The organism is Bacillus canaveralius, assembly GCF_002860125.1.
GTDB classification, from domain to species: Bacteria; Bacillota; Bacilli; order Bacillales; family Cytobacillaceae; genus Bacillus_BJ; species Bacillus_BJ canaveralius.
In genome coordinates, this window is the sequence record NZ_PGVA01000001.1 from 55,856 (window position 1) to 76,852 (window position 20,997).

The window sequence follows — 20,997 nt, forward strand, 5'->3', positions numbered from 1 at the left end:
CTTGTCAATTTTATTGACTCTCCACCATTCTCCATATATATTAATGTAGGAGGTGCATGTATGGCAGTCATACGCAGTAAATTGAATGAAGTTATGGAAAATCACGATCCAAAATTATCTATACGTAAGCTTGCAAAAGATGTTAATTACCACTTTGATTCCGTTCGTCGAATGTATAAGGATGAGATGGTACAGTATCCCAGGGATTTGTTGTTAAAGCTTTGTCTATATTTTAATGTCCAGCCGGGACAGCTCATTAGAATCGAAGAGGATGAAGAAAGTGATTGCACGATAGATCAATCGATTGATCATGAGGAGGACGGCAATGACAAGGAAACCGATAAAAACGGAAACCTGTAAACAGCTTCTGGATAAATTTTATGCGAAGCCCCGTTTAACGAAAGTGGAGAAGTTAGCGTTCTCTGGGGTTGGAAATCGAGATGTATATAATATAACGGCCCCGTTTCGATTTGACGGGGAGGAAGTGATCTTAGGAAGAGTTGAGGAACGTGATAGTGAGTTCTCTCAAGTCTTCTTTTTTACATGCGACAATCAGATTTGGAGTCCCCGTAAACATACACATACCTATAATTTACAGGATCCATGCACAACCATCATCAAGGGTGAATTAATTGTTGGCGGAGTTGAAGTCATCACTGCAGCCGATAATCCTGGGAAGATTGTGTCATGGATCACTCAATTTTATCGTGGGTTTCAAATTGATTCGTTACGTCACTTTTCATCTGGACCCGGTACGATGAAGGATATTCGCCTAATTGAGCTTGCGGATGGCAGGGTAGGCGTATTTACAAGGCCGCAAGGAGCAAGAGGCGGAAGAGGGCAAATCGGATTTACTATAATCGATTCTTTAGAGGAGCTCAATGAGCAAACCTTCATTGATGCAGAAATACTTCAAGATCAATTTGTTCCCGAAGATTGGGGAGGTGCGAACGAAGCGCATTTATTGAGGAATGGTCATGTGGGCGTTCTCGGGCATATAGCCTGCCTTGATATATTAGGTAACAAGCACTATTATTCTATGGTTTTTTCGATAAACCCCGAAACCTGTGAGAAAACACCTATAAAAATTATTGCTGCAAGAAGTGATTTTCCAAGAGGCCCCGGCAAACGGCCAGAGCTAGAGGATGTTATTTTTAGCGGTGGACTTATACGGTCGGGCAATGGCCGAGCAGTGCTTTCCGTTGGCGTTAGTGATGCCGAGGCTTATCAGATTGAAATCCCTGATCCTTTTATCGAATATGAATAATGAGAATGGCTTATTTGACTAGATTCTATGGTCATGTTATAATCAATATGACAAGAATTTATGGTCAAAAGAGAGCGGGAACAAACAAATGAGTAAATTTATTCTATTAAACAAGCGCACTGGTGAAACAAAGTCCCACATGAAACTAGCAAGAAAACAGGGACGCATCCCGGCTGTGTTGTATGGGATTGGTAAAGATACTTTATCATTAGAAGTTAATGAAAAAGAAATACTGGACATTTTGAAAAAAAATCCACGGGCTATTCTGCAGGGCAAGACATCCGATGAAAAAGTGATTCCGGTCATTGTTCAGAACATTCAAAGGGAAACCTTGTCGGGCAAATTGTTGCATATTGACTTTCAACATGTGAACATGGCTAAAAGCATGGATAGCAAAGTTACCATCCATTTTTCAGGAGAGGCAATCGGCGTGAAATCTGGTGGGGTACTGCAGGTGGAAATGTATGAAGTAGAAGTCCGCTGTATGCCTGATGATTTGCCGACTTCAATGGAAGTGGATATAAGCGGCCTTGCTTCTGGCGACCAGCTTCTCGTTTCTGACCTGATTTTCAAGGATGGAATTGAAGTATTGACTGATCCGAATGCTGTTATGATTCAGATCAAAACGGTTCACGAGGAAGTAGAAGAAACAGATCCCGTCCAAATATAATATAGAGAATGTGGTTACATCTCCTTACGGCAGAAAGTGTGAAAATTCATGGTTCCATGAACCTAGACACTGCTGCTTTGAGGGGATTTTTTTTTACTATCAGAATTTTTATCTTTGAAATTTGATACTGTCTAGCTCCGAGCACTATAGGCTCGAGTGTTGTTACGAAGTGCCGTAACAACCTTCGGTAGTCAAATATTTACAGAGGTAATTAGCATATCCTAAGCAATAAAGGAGGGAAGATGTATCAAGCACTCTTCAAGAAAGCATTTTAGTTGTCATCTTCGTATTTCATCCTCAAAATTCTGTGTATTTTAAGCAAACGTAAAGAATTTACAAATAATTTACAACTATCAGCAATTCTCCAGAAAATTCGGCTTTTCTGATGATTTCTACCGATCTTATCTTAATAAAAATTTGCAATCTTTATATCTTTTCATTAAATCAGCTTAATATATGTTTTTTATGCTTAAGTAGAAAATACATACACGTTGGGTTAAATGATTCACTAGGCCAGGTCTATCATTGGCGCAAGGACCAGCTCCTGCATTTAAAAGTTTTTCAGAATGAAAGAAACTAACTTTTTTGGCACGAAGGGTATATCCCGATTTCTCCAATCGAGTTAGGACTTACCATAACCGAAAAAACCTGTGTCAGAAAACTGGCAATCAACCAATGATTTAAGGGGGAAAAATAAATATGCGTAAATGGGCGATGACTTTTATCGTTGCAGTATTAATGACAATAACAGCAGCTTGCGGAAATAATTCAAGCTCTTCTGCTAATGACGGCGGGGCTGCTTCCGACACTACAGCTGAAGCTAATGAAGCCGAATTGGAAGGAACGTTGAACTTCTATACATCGCAGCCTGATGAAGATGCTGCTAAATTAGTGGAAGGGTTCCAGGCAAAATATCCTAAAGTAAAGGTAGAAACCTTCCGGTCAGGTACAGAAGAGGTTATTTCAAAAATCAAGGCGGAACAACTGGCTGGTGATATCCAGGCTGATGTACTGTTAGTGGCGGATGCTGTCACTTTTGAAAGCCTGAAGGAAGAGGATTTGCTTTTGTCTTACGAATCACCGGAAGCAGAAGGGATTTCGAAAGATTTGGTTGATCCTGATCGCACTTACTACGGCACTAAAGTAATGGCAACAGCGCTCGTTGTTAACACAGAAAACGTAAATAAAATGCCGTCGAGCTGGGATGTTTTGACCTCAGCAGAATCTAAAGGAAAGGTCATTATGCCGAGTCCATTATACTCGGGTGCTGCAGCATATAATTTAGGCGTACTAACACGCCACGATGATTTTGGCTGGGACTTTTATGAAAAAATCAGCTCCAATGAAGTGACAGTGACGAAGGGCAATGGTGATGTTCTTAAAAGTGTTGCGGGTGGAGAAAAGGATTACGGAATGGTTGTCGATTTTGTTGTTGCCCGTGCAAAATCAGAAGGTTCACCGGTTGAACTTGTTTATCCGCAAGAGGGCGTACCTGTTATAACAGAACCGATTGGGATTATGAAAGATTCGCAAAATGAAGCTGCAGCCAAGGCGTTTGTCGACTTTGTTTTATCTGAAGAAGGCCAGAAACTCGCTGCTGAGCTAGGATATACACCGATTCGTGAGGGTGTCGAGGCTCCGGAAGGATTGAAAACAATCGATGAGTTGAAAGTCATTTCTGCGGATATTAACGAACTTTTTCAATCAAGAGAAGATGATAAAAGACAGTTTGAACAAACAGTTGGTCAATAACTTGGCAACACTAGAGGAGTGGAGAAAATGATTCCACCATATCAAAGTTCATTAAGGAAAGCGAGAACGTTTTACTCGTTTTCCTTTTCTTCTATTTTTCGGAGCTGGTCGGGAATATTGGGCTTCTCATTGATTACATTTCTATTTTTACTGCCTGTATGCCGTTTGGTATGGTTGAGTGTTGTCTCGGAAGGGAACCTCAGTCTCAATCTGTATCAGGAGGTTTTAGCAGAAGCAGTAACATGGACAACGATAAAGAATACGCTTTGGATTACGATAGCGAGTACTTTTCTCTCATCAGTGTTAGGTGTAAGCCTCGCCTGGATGATGGCCTATGTAAATTTACGCAGAAAGAAATGGATACAATTATTTATTTTTATGCCGTTTATCATTCCTTCCTATATTACAACCCTGGCTTGGGTACAGTTTTTCGGCAAAAATGGCCCACTTGCAGCGTTATTTTCTTCGGACGGGCCAATCTTTAATTTATATAGTATGGAAGGAATTATTCTAGTGTTAGGGCTGTCCCATTATCCGCTTGTTTATTTATTGAGTATAGAAGTTTTTCGAAAAATCCCCCGGGAACTGCAACAGGCGGCCAGCGCAGGGGGAGCAGCAAAGTGGACGATCTTTACGAAGATTGTTTTCCCGATGGCACTGCCTGGCATAGCCGGAGGAGGGCTGCTGGCTTTTTTGTCTAACCTTGATAACTTTGGAATTCCTGCTTTACTCGGAATTCCGGCCAACATTCGTGTACTAAGTACATATATTTATGAACAGGTCATAGGTTACGGGCCGACAGCATTTGCGAGGGCGGCAGTTTTGTCTGTTCTACTGGGATTGATTGCTTTAATCGGGACGGTGCTTCAGTGGTTGATTATTAGAAAAAGCCAGGTTCATGAAACGGCGAGCCGGGACATGGAACCCCGCTATTTTCTTTCAAACGGTTGGCGTTCGACTGTTGAGTTCACTCTCTGGACTTTTTTGCTTTGTACAAGCCTGATCCCTTTTCTGACGATGGCTGCAACGTCTTTTCTTAAAGCCTATGGTTTATCTTTTCGCTGGGAAAACCTTTCCTTGAAAAACTATCAATATCTATTGTTTGAAGATGCTAAAACGATAAATGCAGTTACCAACAGTGTTACCCTTGCTCTGGTTGCGATGCTTTGCTGTCTCGTAATCGGGACGACCATTGCTTATTTGCGCTTTAAACATCCATCTGTGTTTATTCGCATAACCGAGATGATGGTTACGATTCCTTATGCTCTTCCTGGTACTGTGTTTGCACTCTCAATTATCCTCATGTGGCTGCAGCCGATCCGAGGATGGCAGCCCGGTGTGTATGGGACTGTTTGGATTTTATTAATTGCCTATATTACAAGGTTTACCGTTCTGCAAATGCGCGGCAGCTTAACTGCATTTTCACAGATTGATCCTTCGATGGAAGAAGCAGCTTTGACAGCTGGTGCAGGATGGCTGGCGAAGTGGAGAAAGATCCTTGTGCCGCTGCTATTGCCTGGTGTAATGGGAGGCGCGTTGCTTGTATTCTTAACCGCTTTAACAGAATTAACAGTTTCAAGTTTGTTGTGGTCAAGCGGGTCGGAAACAATTGGGGTTGTCATTTTTAGTTTTGAACAGGCTGGTTACAGTACATTTTCAACAGCTTTTTCGAGTATGATTGTGCTGGCGATCCTGCTGCTCGGGATTTTGTTTATTTTCGTCGAAAAAGTTTGGAAGAAGCGGGTGATAAAGAACGATGATACACATTAATGAGGTAAGCAAGAAGTATGGAGGGTACACAGCACTAAAAAATATTAATCTCAAACTTCGTGAGCAAGAATTTGTCGCAATACTGGGACCTTCCGGCTGTGGTAAAACTACTTTGCTCAAGCTTTTGGCAGGATTTATGAAACCTTCATCCGGTGAGATCACGATTCATGATGATCTCGTTGCCGGTCCCTACAAGCTTGTTCCACCAGAAAAACGAAATATTAGTATGGTATTTCAATCTTTCGCCCTCTGGCCGCACATGACAGTCGCCGAGCATGTATATTTTCCGCTTAAACACCATCGTTATGGGAAAATCAAAGATAGACAGGAACAGGCTGGCCGTGTTAGCGAGACGCTTGAAATGGTCGGCCTTGAGAATTTAAAGAACCGATATCCTTCCGAACTGTCGGGAGGCCAGCGCCAGCGCGTTGCTTTAGCAAGGGCGATCGTCCCCCGCCCGGCTTTATTGCTTATGGATGAACCACTCAGTGCGCTCGATGCGGAACTAAGGATGGAAATGCGTAAAGAAATTCAGGGAATTCACCGGCAGTTGGGCACAACCGTTGTCTACGTTACCCATGATCAAAGTGAGGCTCTCGCTATGTCGGACAGAATTGTGGTCATGAATAAAGGTGAAATTGAGCAAGTTGACCCGCCGGAAGCTATTTATACGAAACCCAGAACTGTGTTTGTTTCCACTTTTGTTGGAAAAAGCAATTTAATAACCGGAAAATGGATCAATATCGATACCTTTATTCCTGATGGTTTTCCACATGTCAGCTGGCCGGATATGGGAACTTCGGTCGAACTCAAAAAGCAACATCTATACCCGATCAGGCCCGAACAATGGGTAGTCATCGAAGCGGAGCGAGGCGAAGTAACGGGAGAAATACTTTTCGCCCAGTTTCAGGGAAATGAAATTCATTATAGTGTACTAGTGAATGATCAGACGTTTAGTGTATATTCATCAGTTTTTAATAAACGCTTTATTCCTGGGGATAAGGTTAGCTTGAAAGTAAACATTGGTGTGAAGGAAACAGCGATATCCATTTGATCTGCACTTTTGGAGCTCAGTTTTCAGGGTAAGCTGACTTTGTTTCGGAAAAGAGATGAATGTGATAAAGTGACAACAATCAGAATTGTTGCTGAGCTGCCTAATCTATTAGGCAGCTTTACACTTTATTTTTTCAAGAAGAGAGGATTAACATGAAGCAAACAGCCGGTCGATTTCAAGAAGAAATTATCGTAAGAAAACAAGTCAACTTAGATTATCTATTACATTTGCCGGAAGACTACCATTTTGACCAGGAGAAGGCTTATCCGCTTGTCCTATTTCTTCATGGAGTCGGAGAGCGTGGCAATAATGTAGAGTTTCTTAAAAGGAATGGGCTACCGAAGCTGGCAGAGACTAAGGAACTACCATTTATTCTTTTGTCACCGCAGTGCCCCAATTATGTGGAACAACCAGGAAACTTCTTTGCTGCTCAAATCTAGACAAATCCCCATTCCGATTCTTTGTGCATATAATACAGAATGCAAGAGAATACAAAGGAGTGGAGAATATGAACAACACTGCCTGGAATGTCAGTGATCCATATGTTTATCAAACATTAATGTCTGTTGTGGGAAATCCAGTTGTGGTGCAAACAGTGCGCGGCTCAGTTAGAGGTACATTGAGAAATGTGAAACCAGATCATATTGTTGTTGAAATGGGAGGAAACCCATTCTTTATTCGAACACAGCAAATCATCTGGGTGGTTCCGAATCCAAGGATGAAAAGAGAATAAGACAAACTGCCCCGACATAAGCATAAAATAGGATAAACCTAATATCGGGGGTGGGTACGATGATGAAGCGGGTTAACAGGATTGCCATAGAGCTTCCGAGACCGGAACATGGAGATGCCAATGCAGCCTCGGCTGTCCAGGATTTATTGGGTGGAAAATTCGGTGAAATGTCGACGCTGAACAATTATATGTTTCAATCGTTTAATTTTCGCGGCAAGAAGAAATTGCGGCCGTTTTATGATTTGATTGCAAGCATTACGGCAGAGGAATTTGGCCATGTTGAATTGGTGGCGAATACGATCAATCTATTAAATTACGGAAATACATTTCCGGGGGATCCGGACATGGCACCCTTACAAAATGGGAAAGATGCCAGGTATTCTCTCTACTTTACGACAACCGCCCAAACAGCCTATCCGGGAGATTCAATGGGAAGGCCGTGGAATGGTGAATACGTGAATAATTCCGGAAATTTGGTTGCTGATTTACTGGCCAATTATCTGCTGGAAATTGGCGCAAGAACACATAAAATGCGCGTATATGAGATGACGGATAATCTAGTTGCACGGGAGCTGATAGGCTACCTGCTGGTTCGTGGTGGAACTCATATTCTTGCTTATGCTAAGGCTCTTGAAGTGGCAACTGGAGTCGAAGTAGGTAAAATGGTCCCGTTGCCAAGATTGGGAAATGACAAATTCGATCATGCCAAAAAATTTATTGCCCAAGGTTTGGCCAATGTACTATATACTTGGGGAGAACCGGAATATCGCGACATAAATAGAATTTGGAAAGGCAGAAATCCTGAAACCGGAGAACTGCTAAGAGTTATCGATGGAATGCCGGAAGGAGCCCCGGTTCCAGACTTTGAAGAATTACCTGAAGAATTTGCCCCTGATATTGATCGCGATGACTATCAAAAAGTCTTAAAACGATTAATGAGCAATGTTAAGTCAGATTAATTATTAGAAAATATGACCCTTCCATTGGAAAGGGTTTTTTGCTTTATTCAAAAAGCCGTTCAGCAGGAGAACGGCCTATGAAGAGAATTTGCGGAACAAGCTTTGTTGCATTTGAGAGTTTTTTTTGGAATTGTTTCGCAATGCAAACTTATTTGTGGCAAAGTTTCGAACTTATGAAATTATGAGGTTATTCAATTGACGGTTTATTTCTCAAATGCTATTATCTTATTAATCTTATTAAATTACTTGGTTTTCTTATCTAGAGAGGTGAAGGGATTTGGCCCGGTGAAACCTCGGCAGCGGACTCTTTTTAAGGGAGTACTGTGCTAATTCCAACAAGCGCAAGGCTTGGAAGATAAGAGGCGTCTTTGCAGGACATCTTACTCTTCTTAATGATTTAAGAAGGGTTTTTTACTGCGGAAAAGGAGGGGATATAGTAGTGGGCGAATGGAACAAGAAACAACGTTTTGCAGCTTTATTGTCCGGTGAACGGGCAGACCGCCCAATAGTCAGCGGCTGGCGCCATATTTTAGACAAAGAACAGAATGCTAAAGACTTAGCAGAAGCGACCGTTGCTTTTACGAAGCAGTTCGATTGGGACTGGGTCAAAATCAATCCGCGGGCAACCTATTACGCAGAATCCTGGGGCAATACATACGATTTTCAGGATTATAGATCGGTTTTTCCGAAACAAACACGCGCAGTCATCCAAAAAGCTTCAGATGTTTGGGATATTCATGAAAAAAAAGCTATAGAATCCACGCCATTAAAAGAGCAATTGGAGGCTGTAAAACAAATTCGTCAAGGGCTGCCTGATACTCCGCTTGTCCAAACGATCTTTTCACCATTAACGGTGCTGTTATTCCTGGCTGGCCAGTCGGCTTATGTGAATGATACGGTCTATGGCAGTGAAAATCCTGTAACCATTGCAGCATTATTGTCAGAACAAAGAACCGGTGTTCATCATGCCTTACATGCAATTGCGATGACATTGGCGGATTATGTAATAGAATTGAATCGTGCCGGCGCAGATGGCATCTTCTACGCTGTAACCGGTACTGCTAACCCGGATATGTTTGAGGCGGCTGCCTTCAATGAGTTTTCCAGACCTTATGATCTGATTGTGCTGGAAGCGGCCCAGCAAGGGAAGCGAATCCTGCACACCTGCGGGGCACATGCCCAACCCGAGAGGTTTAGCGACTACCCAATTGATGGGATCAGCTGGGACACAAAGGCGGCAGGCAATCCTGATCTCGACGCAGCATTGAACGCGACAAAAATAGGTGGTGTTGACCACGCGTTGTTTGCGGCAAATGATATTGGCCGGATTCATGCCCAAGCTGAGGAAGCTCTGAGCATTATGGCAAATCAACCATTTATTTTGGCACCAAATTGTTCGATTCCCGTCAATGTAACGGATGAAGCTTTAATACAGTTACGACAGTCAGTATTGGAAAAGGAGACAATGGAATGAAAAAATTAATTATTACTGTTTTATTAGGAATGGTATTGATACTGGCGGCGTGTGGGAATGAATCGAAGACAAATTCAGCTGCCGAAGATAAAAAGGAAATTAATGTCGGCTTTGGGGTTGGAACGTATGAAGACCAATTCCGCAAAGGTATTTTACCGATTCTTGAGGAAAAAGGGTATAAAGTGAATATTAAGACATTTTCGCAAAACATGCAGGTAAACCCGGCGATGCAGGAAGGCTCAATCGATGCGAGTGTTTTCCAAAGTACTGCCTACATGGAGGGAATTAATGAAGAGAAAAACATGGATATGACGGGCATAGCCTTTATACCAAGTGCACCGCAAGGTTTATACTCCAAAAAGCACACATCCCTTGATGAAGTTAAAGATGGTACAACAGTGGCACTGCCAAATGACCCGGTTAATCAGGAACGTGCTGTACGAATTTTGGAAGAACTCGGTTGGGTAAAAGTGAAATCCGATGCCGGTATAACTGATTTTAACTTGAACAGCGTAGAACCAGATCAGTATGAAATTAAGTTCGAAGTATTGGATCCAGCTCAAATTTTGGTATCGCTGGAGGATGTAGATTATGGTGTAGTGAATGGGAACTACATTGCCAATGCCGGCAAGAAAATTACCGATGCGCTGAAGATTGAAAATACTCCGAAACAACACCGAAATATTGTATCGATCAATAAGAAAGATAAAGACACACAATGGGCAAAAGACTTGAAAGCAGCTTACGAATCGAGTGAATTTGAAGAATATATCAATTCTGAAAGCAAATATGATGGTTTCATTTTACCGGAGGCATGGAAAAATAATTAGGAAGGACTTGAGTAAAATGGGAAAGAAACGCATACATTTTATCGGCGGAGGCCAAATGGCTGAAGCGATGATACGTGCTGTTGTGGCCAACCGGACAGTGGCGGCTGGCGATATTAGCGTTACCGATATTAATGAAAGTCGGGCCCTGCTTCTCTGTGAATCATATGGTATTCAATGCCCTGCTTCACAAGAAACTGCCGTAGCTGAGGCCGACCTGGTCGTTATTGCTGTTCGTCCACAGGATGACCTAGCCGGATTGGGCAGGACTATCCGCCAATTTGCAGCACCGGATGCGACCATTTTATCAATCGTTGCTGGTGTGACGATTGAAAAACTCGGCAGCTACTTCGGATCTGACCGTCCAATCATCCGTTGTATCCCAAATACCTTGACTGATACAGGGTTAGGGTACAGCGGTGCAGCATTGAATGACTATGCTTCCAAAGAGCAAGTTGACACCTTCCTAAACGGCTTTGGCAAAGTGCAATATCTTGATGAATCACTGATTGACATTTTTACAGGGTTCGGCGTGGCAATTCACCCGGCGGCGTCGGGATCAATGCCCTCTATGAATTAAACAACAGTGACTTCGCGGCGGGATTGCAGCGAAGTGTCCTGGCAGCCGTGAAGCGGACAACTGAACTAGGAGGACATCAGCAATGACGACGTTACATTGGGACCATACCGTTCATTATGTAAACGACCTGGAAAACGCGATTGAAATGTTTAAAGAAAACGGACTGATTGCATTCAAAGGCGGTTCGCATAAGCAGTGGGGCACATACAATGCCCTCAGCTATTTTGGCTTGACGTATATAGAGTTTTTGGCCATTGAAAACCGTGAATTAGTCGTCAAAGCCGATCCGTCAAACGTGGTCGTCAAGGATGCAATCAAGATGTTGCCGGCAAATGAAGCCTTCAGCCGCGTTGCCATCCGTACCGACGATATCGAAGATACAGCTGCTACATTGAAAGCAAACGGGTTAAAACTGTCACCCATCATTGATGGAAAACGTTTAAACACGCTCGGCCAATTGATTGAATGGCGGATGATGACGATTGAGGGTGATTTTCAGGGTCTTGTCTACCCATTTGTGATCCAGTGGAAAGGCAGCGACGAAGATCGTTTGGAAAATCTCACAGCATCAGGGATTATCCAGCCCCATTCGGCCGGTGATGTTTCACTCGATCAAGCGGTTTTCCACGTGCAGGACCCGGCTGCTGTCGCGGCACATTGGCAAATGCTATTCGGGCTGTCAGTTATCGAAACGGGCGATTCCTCTGTAACGCTTGGGATTAGCGGCAAGTCGTTTATTTTCAAACAGGGGGCTGCCAATCAGTTAACACAGCTTGTTTTTAACACGGACGCAAATGATTTGAAAGGCAAAACGATAAAAATCGGGGAAGCTGAATACGTTTTTTGATCTTATGAAGTTACGATTAATGAGCGGAACTTGAGATTTACGAGCGAAGAAAGCAGGACACCAATAGGTTTCCTGCTTCTTCTATACTGTGCTAGAAAGAAATAATCATTCCATTTTTCCCTGCGTAAGTGCCCATGGTGGCCCCCATATAATGCACAATTACGTCTTTAGGATTAAAGTTTTGAATGATTTCTTGTCTCATCAGTTCTGCATCATCTTCGTTGCCAGTGTGCGTAATCCCAAAAATGGTATCCGAGAAATCTGCTTTCCTTTCGCTAATGATTTCGATTGTTCTTTTATGAAATTTCTTCGTGCCGCGAATTTTCTCCTTCATTTCTACGACGCCGTTAATACCCTCTAAAATCACTTTAATATTAAGGATTTTCGCAACAGAACCCTGGAATCTGCTCAAGCGTCCACCTTTTACGATGTTTTCGAGTGTATCGAGGAGAATCAGAATGTTCATGTTTTTCCTGTATTCTGCCAGGTTTTCAACGATTTCTTCCATTGAATGGCCTTTTTCTGCAAGCTCTGCAGCCCTGACAACTTGGAGGCCATGAGATAAAGAGCCAGCCAGTGTATCGAAAACCGTTACATTTCTGTTGGAGATATCTTTGCCGAGAAGAGCTGATTGATAGGTCCCACTCAATCCCGAAGAAATGGTCAGGCAAAGCAGTTCATCGTTTTTTTCAAATTTGTTAAAGACTTCTGCGAAAGCTGCAGGCGATGGCTGTGATGTTTTCGGAAGCTCGCTTGAAGAAAACATTTTGACGAAAAATTCTTTTGGCGTTAAGTTAATCCCTTCTAAAAACTCTTCATTTTCTAATTGAATTTTTAAAGGAACGACAGCAACGTCGTATCGGTCTAACAATTCCTTTGGCAAATCTGCCGAGCTGTCCGTAATAATTTTGATCATTCCGATCCCGCCCCTAAAAATGTAATATTTAATTAAAGTATAACAGGTCTGTGATTATCACCATAAATTATAGCTTCAATCCTTTATTGAATTTTTTTAAGTGAGGGTCAGGCGCTCGTTGATAATGAATGTATGAAACCTTTGTGACATGTGTCTTGGTTAAGAAAATTTCGCTACGAGGATGATAAAATAAAGTTAAGAACAACAAATTTATTATGCACCAAAGGGGTGGTAATGGGACGAAAGATAAACTTATCTTTTTTTAAGCTTACTTGTGAAGTTATTCACGAAGGTGCATTATTTTTGAAAATTTCAAGAGGAAGGAGGTCTTTGTGATGAAATATAAAAAATCAATAAGTATTCTGACCTTATTATTACTTGTTTTATCGTTGGTTGCTTCAACTTATGGAATATTTTCAAGCGCTGGCTCCGGACCGCATCAATTTACCACATTGTCCGGTGAAACGATCCAGCTCTATGGGAAAGGAATTTATAAAAATGATTCTGTTTCAGGTGCTGAACAGGAAATAGCCCAGGATATCGTCACCCTTGGACTGGGAATTCCACTCCTCATGATTGCCCTTTACCTATCGAGAAGGGAATCGATTCGCGGCCGTTTTTTACTCGCCGGAACGTTGGGATTTTTTTTATACACCTATGCATCATACTCTTTTCTGACCATCTACAACTCGTTTTTTCTCCTCTATGTGATCCTGATGTCCGCTAGTTTTTTTGCATTCATATTAACGATTATGTCTTTTGATATGAAAAAAATGGCTGGTCATTTTAAACCGCGTATGCCCGTAAAATTTATTGGCAGCTTTCTTATTTTTATCGGGGTAGCGATCTTGATCATGTGGCTCGGCAGGATTATACCGGCACTAATGAACAATACGGTTCCTTATGGGCTCGATCATTATACAACGTTGGTGATTCAAGCCCTGGATCTCGGCCTTATCGTACCGGGAGGGATTTTATCGGGAGTGCTTGTACTAAAAAGAAAGCCGTTCGGATTTTTGCTCGCCGCCATTTTTATTGTCAAGGGATTTACAATGTTGACGGCAATTACCGCCATGTCCATCAGAATGATCATTGCCGGGGTCCAATCAAGCTTTGCAGAGATTGCAGTTTTTACTGTATTTAACATCGTCATTATCTTTTGTTTGTATCTTGTTATGAAAAATATTCAAGAGCCGCCACAGTACGTCGGCTGGAAAAGTATCATTAAACAAGGAAAGGAGCGTCGACTTTAATGAAGACGATTATCATTTTTGCAACGAAGCATGGCAGTGTAGAAAATGCTGCAAGATTACTGAAAACGAAGCTGGGCGAAAAAACGGATTTAGTAAATCTGGCGAAGGAGACGAGACCTTCAATAGAAGAATATGATACCGTTATCCTTGGTGGATCAATTTACGCAGGCAATATACAGAAGAGCTTAACTAAGTATATAGGTGAAAGTTTACCTCAGCTTTTACAAAAAAATGTCGGGTTATTTATTTGTGCCGCCGAACCAGATTCGCAAACAAGATTAAAGGAACTTACTGGTTCATTCCCGCCGGAACTGTATCATCATGCAAAAGCAAAAGACATTTTGGGGTATGAAATTCACTATAGCAAGATGAATTTTTTTGAAAAAATGATTGTGAGATCGCTGATGAAAATTAAATCAGACCATTCTGCCCTATCTATCGAAAATATTGATGATTTTGCGAAATCCTTGAAGGCAGGCTAGCTTATTTTAGCATTGCTAAAAAAATGTAACAGGGCCAGTCAACGAGAGGCAGTTGAACTGGTCCTTCTAAATTTTAAGCTGAAACGGGAATGGTATAGAAACTCGTTCCAAATCCATTAAACACAGGAATTTGGAGAACAACATGAATTGTTTCAAAAACAAGACCCCGGCGCACAATACCGGAGTCATTTGTTGCCTGCCAGGCTTAGGCCATCTTAGACAGCCACATTTTTATAATGTGTCTTTCAACGATATGAGTTATTTATGCCCTAAAAATGCTGCTGATTTTCTCAATTTCTTCAGCCGTTAGCTCGACATCCAATGTTTTTAAATTGTTTATTACTTGCTCTGGTTTTTTTGCACCGGGGATCAATACGTCGATTGAGTCCCGCGTTAAATACCAGGCAAGCACAACATGAGCTACTTCTGCGTTTTTGGCATTGGCAATTTCGCGAAGTTGCTCGACTTTTTCGAGGTTGCGGATAAACGCTTCTTCCTGGAAGAGTGGATTTTTTGCACGTCCGTCTTCAAATTTTGTATCTTTATTGTATCTTCCGCCTAAAAGCCCGGCTGCAAGCGGAAAATAAGGAACGAATGAAATGTTATGTTCTGTTGTATATGGCAATATCTCCTGCTCGACCTCACGTTTGAATAAGTTATATTCAGACTGCAGGACATCAACATACCCATCCACATTTGCTTCCTTTAATTGCTCGATTGAAAAGTTGGATACACCAATGGCTTTTATTTTTCCTGCATCTTTTAGTTCTTTTAATGCACCGACAGCCTCGGCTTTTGGCGTATGTTCATCAGGAAAGTGAATATAGAACAAATCAATATAGTCAGTTTGCAGTCTCTTTAAACTTCCCTCTACCACCTCTTTTAAAAATGCTGGAGAGTTATCAAGAACGACCTCGCCATTGACAAATTTATGGGCGCCTTTCGTAGCAATGACTACATCGGAGCGGTTGCCATTTTCTTTAACCACTTCGCCAATTAATTCTTCAGAGCGCTCAGGGCCATAAATGAAGGCCGTATCCAAAAAGTTGATGCCATTGTCTAAAGCCGTACGAACTACTTCTTTTCCGGTATCTTCACTTAGATTTGGATAAATATTATGCCCGCCAACCGCATTCGTTCCAAGCCCAATCCTGTTTACATACAAATCGGTGTTGCCAATACGTACTTTTTCAGCCATCTTCATGTTCATCTCCTTTTCGTGTTCAGTCCTATCATACAAAAATCAGAGGGGAATTTGAAATAATTGGTTTGCGCGATATTCATTCTATTATGGTGAGCCGCATTACTGGTGCTTATTACGACGGCGAGGTTATTGGCGTTGATTTTCATATAAAAGGCGATGTAGAAAAGGATAAAGCCGGTCAGTATATGGCCCTCTATGAAATCTTTGATGGTGATGAAAGGATGGGTGAAACGAAAGAATTAGTCTATTTGAACCCTACAGATAAAGGTTATGCAGGACATATTCAGCTGAATTATCCAAAAGCAGAATTACCCCCTGAGGCTACTTTTCCACTGGCCTTTTTAAGAATTGGAAAAGAAGAAGGGGGATGGAAATTTGATGTCCCAATTAAGCAATTACCATACGAAACAGCCGAAGTGGATAAAGAAAGCAGCGATATTCATTCAAACATAAAGGTTCATTTTGATTCGATTATTGCAGGAAGGTCATCTACCGCAATTGATTATACAGCAACTTTTCCAAATGAAGGAACAAAAGATCAAGTCAGGCTGGAAATTTATGATGACCAAGGAAAAAGATTTGAACGGTTGACAGACGGGATTGATTTGGAGACTACAACCAAAGATAATCAAATAAAAGTAAAAGGAAGAACAATAATTCCACAATCAACATACTTAGAAATCAAGCCAAGTGTGGCATTATATGAAAAAGATCAATTCGTAGAGTTGGAGAAGAAAACTCCATTTGAAATAAAAAGCAGTAGGCAGAATCTCGCTGTAAAAGTAGAAAAAATGGTCGTGGAGGGCAAAAGTTTCAGCGTTGATTTTCAAGTTAACAATGGAGACCCCAACAACCAAGACTTCACGTTTTTTGAAAATTTTGCCCGTAATGACGTTTCGTTAGTTAAAGAATCAGAGAAAGACACTTATGAAGAGCCGCTTAAACATTCATTGAATGTATTAGACAAAGAAAACTTACGTTTCAAAAGCACCTTTGATATTAGCAAAATAGACGATCTCCAGGATTATGTTCTCAGGGTGAATTTAAACTCATTAGGTATGAACATGCCAGTTGAATTAGAACCGGTGAAAATTAATTTGGAGGAATAGCGTCGTGGTTAGTTAGCTGCTAATATAAGTATTTCGAAAAGATTGGCATAAAATGAAAGACTAGCCCCGAATAGAAGCTAGTCTTTTTCATATTTATGAAGCTTTTACATCCGCCTGGTTTTCGGCCATTTCTTGCTTTCTTCCAAATGCACTTAAAAGCAAACCGACTCCTGTACCTACGAGGGCAGGCACGACCCATTCCAGTCCAACTGAGGAGAACGGAAGCACTTCACGCAAGGTTTGTAGTGGGCCCAAATCGAGGCCAAATGTGTTTAATCCGCCGATTACGGCAAATACTCCCGTAAATAGCATCGCGCTGCCGTATACCTTTTTCGTATTTTTAAAATAACGATTAAAGAAGGCAAGTGTGATCAAAACGATTGTTAATGGATACGCTGTCACAAGGAATGGCACAGATACTTTCAAAATTTGGCTTAAGCCGAGGTTCGAAAGCGTGAATCCAACCAGGGTGATGACGAGAACGACTGATTTATAAGTTGCTTTTGGAATTAGTTTTGAAAAGTATTGGCCGCATGCTGCTGTCAGTCCGACCACTGTTGTAAAGCAAGCTAAAGTAAAAATGAATCCAAGCAAAGCCGTACCGCTTTGCCCCAATAACAGCGTTGAAGCAGCGGACAGGATTTCTGTCCCGTTTTCAAACGGCCCATTTACTGCCATTTTTCCGCCGATCAGTCCTAAGCTCACATACACAAGTGTAAGTAAAACTGCAGCGATGACCGCAGCTTTCAATGTGTATTTAGTTAATTGCTTTTCATCGCGGACTCCTCTTTGCTGAATAGCAGTGAGGATCACGATTCCGAACGCGAGCGAAGCGAGGGCATCCATCGTGTTATACCCTTCTAAAAATCCTTTAAAAAATGCTCCAGCCTGGTAGTCAGCAGCCGGTGCTTGCAACGGTGCATCGAGATTGGCAAACCCGACTGCACACAAAACAACCATTGATAACAGCAGGGCAGGTGTAATCCAGCGGCCCATATACTTTTCCATTTTGGACGGGTTTAAGCTGATCACAAATACGAGTGAAAAGAAAATTACAGTATACAAAAATAAGACCAACGCTGAGCTTGCAGATTCAGGAACGAACGGCATTACGCCCATTTCAAAAGCAACATTCGCATTTCTCGGAATTGCCAGGAACGGCCCAATGGATAGATAAACAATCACCATAAAGATTGCGCTGAAATATGGGTGAACGCGGTTTCCGATCGCCTGTGCTCCGCCCTTTGCAAGCGAAACGGCAAGCAAGACTGCAAAAGGAAGGCCAACTGCAGTTAGAGTAAATCCAGCCATGGCGAGCCAGAACGCAGTGCCCGATTGAGCTCCCAGAAATGGAGGGAAAATCAAATTCCCTGCTCCAAAAAACATTGAAAATAACATTAATCCAATAAATAAGATGTCAAATTTCCTCATGGTTTTCTCTCCTTTACTGTATAAAAAAAATAAAAAACTCGTCCCTAAAAATAGGGACGAGTTTGTGCTCGCGTTACCACCCTTATTCCGCAACTGTTAAAAAAACTCGCGGCTCTCAGTCAACGTACTATCATACGTGCTCCATCGTAACGGCGGAGACCCGTCAAAGCTTACTGTTTTCAGCTTTGCATCTCGGAGATGATCTTCGGATAAGTACTGAACACCGGCTTCCACCAACACGCCGGCTCTCTTTAGAACAGTGATCCCATCTTACTCTTCTCGTCATCAATTTTATTATTAAAAATAATTTACCAGAGGAAAAATGATATGTCAATATAATAAAATAATTTTAATAATTCTATCATTAATTACTTTTTAGCAATGAAACCAAAATTAGCCAGGTATACAAACAATAAAGAAGCCATTAAAGTGAAAATAAAAAGAATCGGAGATAATTTAATTGAAAATGAAATCATGAAATATACGATGAGCATAAAAATCCGATCGGAGAGGCAACACGCAGAGAGGTCCGTAAGCTGGCGTACTGGCATGAAACCTTTCATTTCTGGATTATAAGCCATGAGGATGACATAGATTATCTCTATTTTCAGCTTCGCACTTAGGAAAGGCCATGAATTAACAAAGCAAATTCAAATAACAGGGGATAATAACACTGTTAGGCTACGTTAGAATATCGACTAGTTGACAATCAAGTATGTTTTGTATTATGCTTAACGGTAATTAGTTGAATAGTTCTCCTAGAGGGGAGTAGCTTTTACAGCAAAGTCGTCATTTCGGAGTTTTACCACTCCCGGCTTTGTTGGCAACATAACGTTGTTAGCAAGACCTTTGCCTGTTGGTAAAGGTCTTTATTTGTATTTAAAACCTTTACCGCATGTTGGTAAAGGTTTTTTAATTATAATGAAGGGAAAAAACCATGTGTTTTTTTCAACAGGATGTATGACTATTCAGCTGTCGATTATAAAAAAGGAGAAATGAAAAATGAATAAAAGGAAAGTATCTTTTAAGGAATTAATCAGAAAAAACAAAGAAGAGCTGTTAAAGGATAAGCTTGAGCTCGAAAAAATCGAAAAGCGCGTAGATGAAAAAATACGCAAGGTTAACTAAAAGTTTCTATTATTATTCAGGAGGGTATTCGGTGTTATTAAGAAAATATATGTCGCTTGTCGGAATAGGTTCAGCACAGATCGATCTTATTCTGCAAAAAGAAACTTATAAACAAGGAGATCCTGTCCATGGACATTTCTTGATTAAAGGCGGCACGATTGAGCAACACATTAAACGAATCGACTGTGATTTGGTTATGATTGATCACGCTGAGGGAACAGAAAAAGTAGTAGATACTGCTACGATTTTAACATCAACACGTATTGATTCGGAACAGTTCAATGAAATTTCATTTTCTTTCCAGCTGCCATCTTTTGTGCCCGTTTCAACGGAGGATAGATCATACCGTTTTAAAACAAGGCTTACCTTTAATGAAGGTGTGGAAAGCAAGGATCAGGATATGATTCAAATCATCCAATAAACAAGGGTTTCGGACACAAAGGCAAGTTTCCAGCGGACTCTCCTGGATGCTTTCACGAAAAAGACGCCTAATGAACGGACATAAAACGATGATTTAGATGATTGAACTTTTAATAAATGAATATTATTGCTTAGAAGGTTGCCGGTTAGCAATGCCCTGTGGTTTAGTAGTAATGGTCAAGCATCTTCTGGAATAGGATAGGAAGCGGGCTTTTTACGGACTTGCATGTTTTATGAGTACTCCTTCGTGGAAAATAACAGTGTTAGTCCATAATCACTGTAACAAGGAGACAAAGAATGACTGCACAGAAGAGTCCGGGGCGGAATATCTATTTTTAGACATCGCTGCTGCCCGTTCCGATGCGAGCGGGTGACGATTCGATAAGCAATGTTAAGCAAGAAAGGGGGCATTTAACTTGAAATCATTCAGTGAATTGGCTCAAAGTGTAAAATTTTCGAAACAGGGCTCACAAACGATGCTGATGAGGAAGGACTGTGACCTTGAATTTATAGGTGCGGGAAGAAGTGCTTTTGTATTCAAAATTCGCTCGACCGATAAAGTCTTAAAGGTGTTTTTCCCGCCGTTTACGGAAGTGGCAAAGGAAGAGGCAGAGGTTTACAAAGTTCTTGGAGAAACTCCGTTTTATCCGGTATTGTACGATTCCGGAGACAATTATATCGTCATTGATTTTGTTCAGGGGAACACTTTATTTAGCTGTTTGGAAAAAGGGATACCAATTACACATCGACATATTCAAAAAGTGGATGAAGCGCTTCGTTTTGCACGTAAAAGAGGGTTGAATCCGTCCGATATTCACTTGCGAAATATCCTGATCACACCTGCAGGTGGTATAAAACTTATTGACGTTGCCCGCTTTCGGCAAACGAAAGATTGCTCCCAATGGGATGATCTAAAAAATGCCTTTTATGCGATTTATAGCCACCGGATCTTCCCTAAGAAAATTCCTGCATCTTTGCTGAACCTTATTGCTTTTATATATAAGAAATGCGAGGCGTGTTTGCAAAAAACTGAAAAAGTAAAAGCAAACAGGGCAAGCAGGCGTTCTTTTCCTTCTGGAGAGGACTGCTTATGAGCAACATCTTTCATCCTCCTATCCTTA

At 41.4% G+C, this 20,997-nt stretch carries 22 protein-coding genes, 1 riboswitch and 1 other annotated feature; of the genes, 19 read left to right on the forward strand and 3 right to left on the reverse strand.

All coding sequences use genetic code 11. The features are described from left to right. Positions 1-60 precede the first annotated feature (60 nt). The 13 genes from CU635_RS00225 to CU635_RS00285 all read left to right on the forward strand — a co-directional run bounded on the left by CU635_RS00225 (position 61) and on the right by CU635_RS00285 (position 11,933). Positions 61-360 (forward strand): helix-turn-helix domain-containing protein, encoded by a 300-nt coding sequence (locus tag CU635_RS00225; RefSeq protein ID WP_245917217.1) that lies wholly within the window; start codon positions 61-63, stop codon positions 358-360. After that, a complete protein-coding gene (locus CU635_RS00230) occupies positions 326-1,267 on the forward strand; it encodes a DUF1861 family protein (RefSeq protein ID WP_101575170.1) in 942 nt (313 codons plus the stop codon). The genes CU635_RS00225 and CU635_RS00230 overlap by 35 nt, the downstream gene beginning before the upstream one ends. Before the next feature lie 88 nt (positions 1,268-1,355). After that, entirely contained in the window at positions 1,356-1,937 is a 582-nt protein-coding gene (locus CU635_RS00235) for a 50S ribosomal protein L25 (protein ID WP_101575171.1), read from the forward strand. A gap of 699 nt (positions 1,938-2,636) precedes the next feature. Then, positions 2,637-3,689: an extracellular solute-binding protein gene (locus CU635_RS00240; protein WP_101575172.1), complete on the forward strand. Its 1,053-nt coding sequence runs from the start codon at positions 2,637-2,639 to the stop codon at positions 3,687-3,689. Positions 3,690-3,716: 27 nt separating this feature from the next. Continuing rightward, complete coding sequence (locus CU635_RS00245; protein WP_101575173.1) at positions 3,717-5,459, forward strand: ABC transporter permease; 1,743 nt, start codon at positions 3,717-3,719, stop codon at positions 5,457-5,459. Next, on the forward strand, positions 5,446-6,513 hold the full coding sequence (locus CU635_RS00250) for an ABC transporter ATP-binding protein (protein ID WP_101575174.1): 1,068 nt from the start codon (positions 5,446-5,448) through the stop codon (positions 6,511-6,513). The genes CU635_RS00245 and CU635_RS00250 overlap by 14 nt, the downstream gene beginning before the upstream one ends. Positions 6,514-6,665: 152 nt before the next feature. Further along, positions 6,666-6,953 carry a hypothetical protein gene (locus CU635_RS00255; protein WP_101575175.1) on the forward strand — a complete coding sequence of 96 codons (288 nt, stop codon included), beginning with the start codon at positions 6,666-6,668 and terminating at the stop codon, positions 6,951-6,953. A gap of 68 nt (positions 6,954-7,021) precedes the next feature. Beyond that, positions 7,022-7,246 carry a YuzF family protein gene (locus tag CU635_RS00260; RefSeq protein ID WP_101575176.1) on the forward strand — a complete coding sequence of 75 codons (225 nt, stop codon included), beginning with the start codon at positions 7,022-7,024 and terminating at the stop codon, positions 7,244-7,246. Positions 7,247-7,305: 59 nt separating this feature from the next. Next, complete coding sequence (locus CU635_RS00265; protein ID WP_101575177.1) at positions 7,306-8,205, forward strand: manganese catalase family protein; 900 nt, start codon at positions 7,306-7,308, stop codon at positions 8,203-8,205. A 252-nt stretch (positions 8,206-8,457) separates the two neighbouring features. Next, positions 8,458-8,567: riboswitch (SAM riboswitch) on the forward strand. 77 nt (positions 8,568-8,644) lie between these two features. Further along, the gene (locus CU635_RS00270) at positions 8,645-9,679 is read left to right on the forward strand and encodes a uroporphyrinogen decarboxylase family protein (RefSeq protein WP_101575178.1); all 1,035 of its coding nucleotides are present in this window, start codon (positions 8,645-8,647) and stop codon (positions 9,677-9,679) included. Further along, positions 9,676-10,509, forward strand: a complete 834-nt coding sequence (locus CU635_RS00275; protein WP_101575179.1) for a MetQ/NlpA family ABC transporter substrate-binding protein — start codon at positions 9,676-9,678, stop codon at positions 10,507-10,509. The genes CU635_RS00270 and CU635_RS00275 overlap by 4 nt, the downstream gene beginning before the upstream one ends. A 16-nt stretch (positions 10,510-10,525) precedes the next feature. After that, on the forward strand, positions 10,526-11,086 hold the full coding sequence (locus tag CU635_RS00280; RefSeq protein ID WP_245917219.1) for a pyrroline-5-carboxylate reductase family protein: 561 nt from the start codon (positions 10,526-10,528) through the stop codon (positions 11,084-11,086). An 82-nt stretch (positions 11,087-11,168) separates the two neighbouring features. Further along, positions 11,169-11,933: a VOC family protein gene (locus CU635_RS00285; protein WP_101575180.1), complete on the forward strand. Its 765-nt coding sequence runs from the start codon at positions 11,169-11,171 to the stop codon at positions 11,931-11,933. A 91-nt stretch (positions 11,934-12,024) separates the two neighbouring features. Here CU635_RS00285 and CU635_RS00290 read toward each other — a convergent pair whose 3' ends face one another. Beyond that, positions 12,025-12,849: a DegV family protein gene (locus CU635_RS00290; protein WP_101575181.1), complete on the reverse strand. Its 825-nt coding sequence runs from the start codon at positions 12,847-12,849 to the stop codon at positions 12,025-12,027. Between the two features lie 335 nt (positions 12,850-13,184). On the opposite strand from CU635_RS00290, the gene CU635_RS00295 reads away from it, so the two are divergent. Continuing rightward, positions 13,185-14,102, forward strand: coding sequence for a hypothetical protein (locus CU635_RS00295; RefSeq protein ID WP_101575182.1), 918 nt, complete (start codon positions 13,185-13,187; stop codon positions 14,100-14,102). Beyond that, on the forward strand, positions 14,102-14,584 hold the full coding sequence (locus tag CU635_RS00300) for a flavodoxin domain-containing protein (RefSeq protein ID WP_101575183.1): 483 nt from the start codon (positions 14,102-14,104) through the stop codon (positions 14,582-14,584). The genes CU635_RS00295 and CU635_RS00300 overlap by 1 nt, the downstream gene beginning before the upstream one ends. Before the next feature lie 262 nt (positions 14,585-14,846). On the opposite strand, the gene CU635_RS00305 is transcribed toward CU635_RS00300, so the two are convergent. Beyond that, entirely contained in the window at positions 14,847-15,782 is a 936-nt protein-coding gene (locus CU635_RS00305) for an aldo/keto reductase (protein ID WP_101575297.1), read from the reverse strand. A gap of 71 nt (positions 15,783-15,853) precedes the next feature. On the opposite strand from CU635_RS00305, the gene CU635_RS00310 reads away from it, so the two are divergent. Continuing rightward, the gene (locus tag CU635_RS00310; RefSeq protein ID WP_101575184.1) at positions 15,854-16,897 is read left to right on the forward strand and encodes a DUF5643 domain-containing protein; all 1,044 of its coding nucleotides are present in this window, start codon (positions 15,854-15,856) and stop codon (positions 16,895-16,897) included. A gap of 93 nt (positions 16,898-16,990) precedes the next feature. On the opposite strand, the gene brnQ is transcribed toward CU635_RS00310, so the two are convergent. Beyond that, the gene (gene brnQ / locus CU635_RS00315) at positions 16,991-18,328 is read right to left on the reverse strand and encodes a branched-chain amino acid transport system II carrier protein (protein WP_101575185.1); all 1,338 of its coding nucleotides are present in this window, start codon (positions 18,326-18,328) and stop codon (positions 16,991-16,993) included. Positions 18,329-18,377: 49 nt separating this feature from the next. Then, positions 18,378-18,623, reverse strand: a binding site (T-box leader). Positions 18,624-19,330: 707 nt separating this feature from the next. Between brnQ and CU635_RS00320 the strand changes: the two genes are divergently transcribed. The 3 genes from CU635_RS00320 (at position 19,331) to CU635_RS00330 (ending at position 20,970) form a co-directional block, all read left to right on the forward strand. Continuing rightward, the gene (locus CU635_RS00320) at positions 19,331-19,456 is read left to right on the forward strand and encodes an FbpB family small basic protein (protein ID WP_101575186.1); all 126 of its coding nucleotides are present in this window, start codon (positions 19,331-19,333) and stop codon (positions 19,454-19,456) included. A 31-nt stretch (positions 19,457-19,487) separates the two neighbouring features. After that, complete coding sequence (locus tag CU635_RS00325; protein ID WP_101575187.1) at positions 19,488-19,877, forward strand: sporulation protein; 390 nt, start codon at positions 19,488-19,490, stop codon at positions 19,875-19,877. Between the two features lie 415 nt (positions 19,878-20,292). Then, positions 20,293-20,970, forward strand: a complete 678-nt coding sequence (locus CU635_RS00330; RefSeq protein ID WP_245917220.1) for a protein kinase family protein — start codon at positions 20,293-20,295, stop codon at positions 20,968-20,970. Positions 20,971-20,997: the final 27 nt, after the last annotated feature.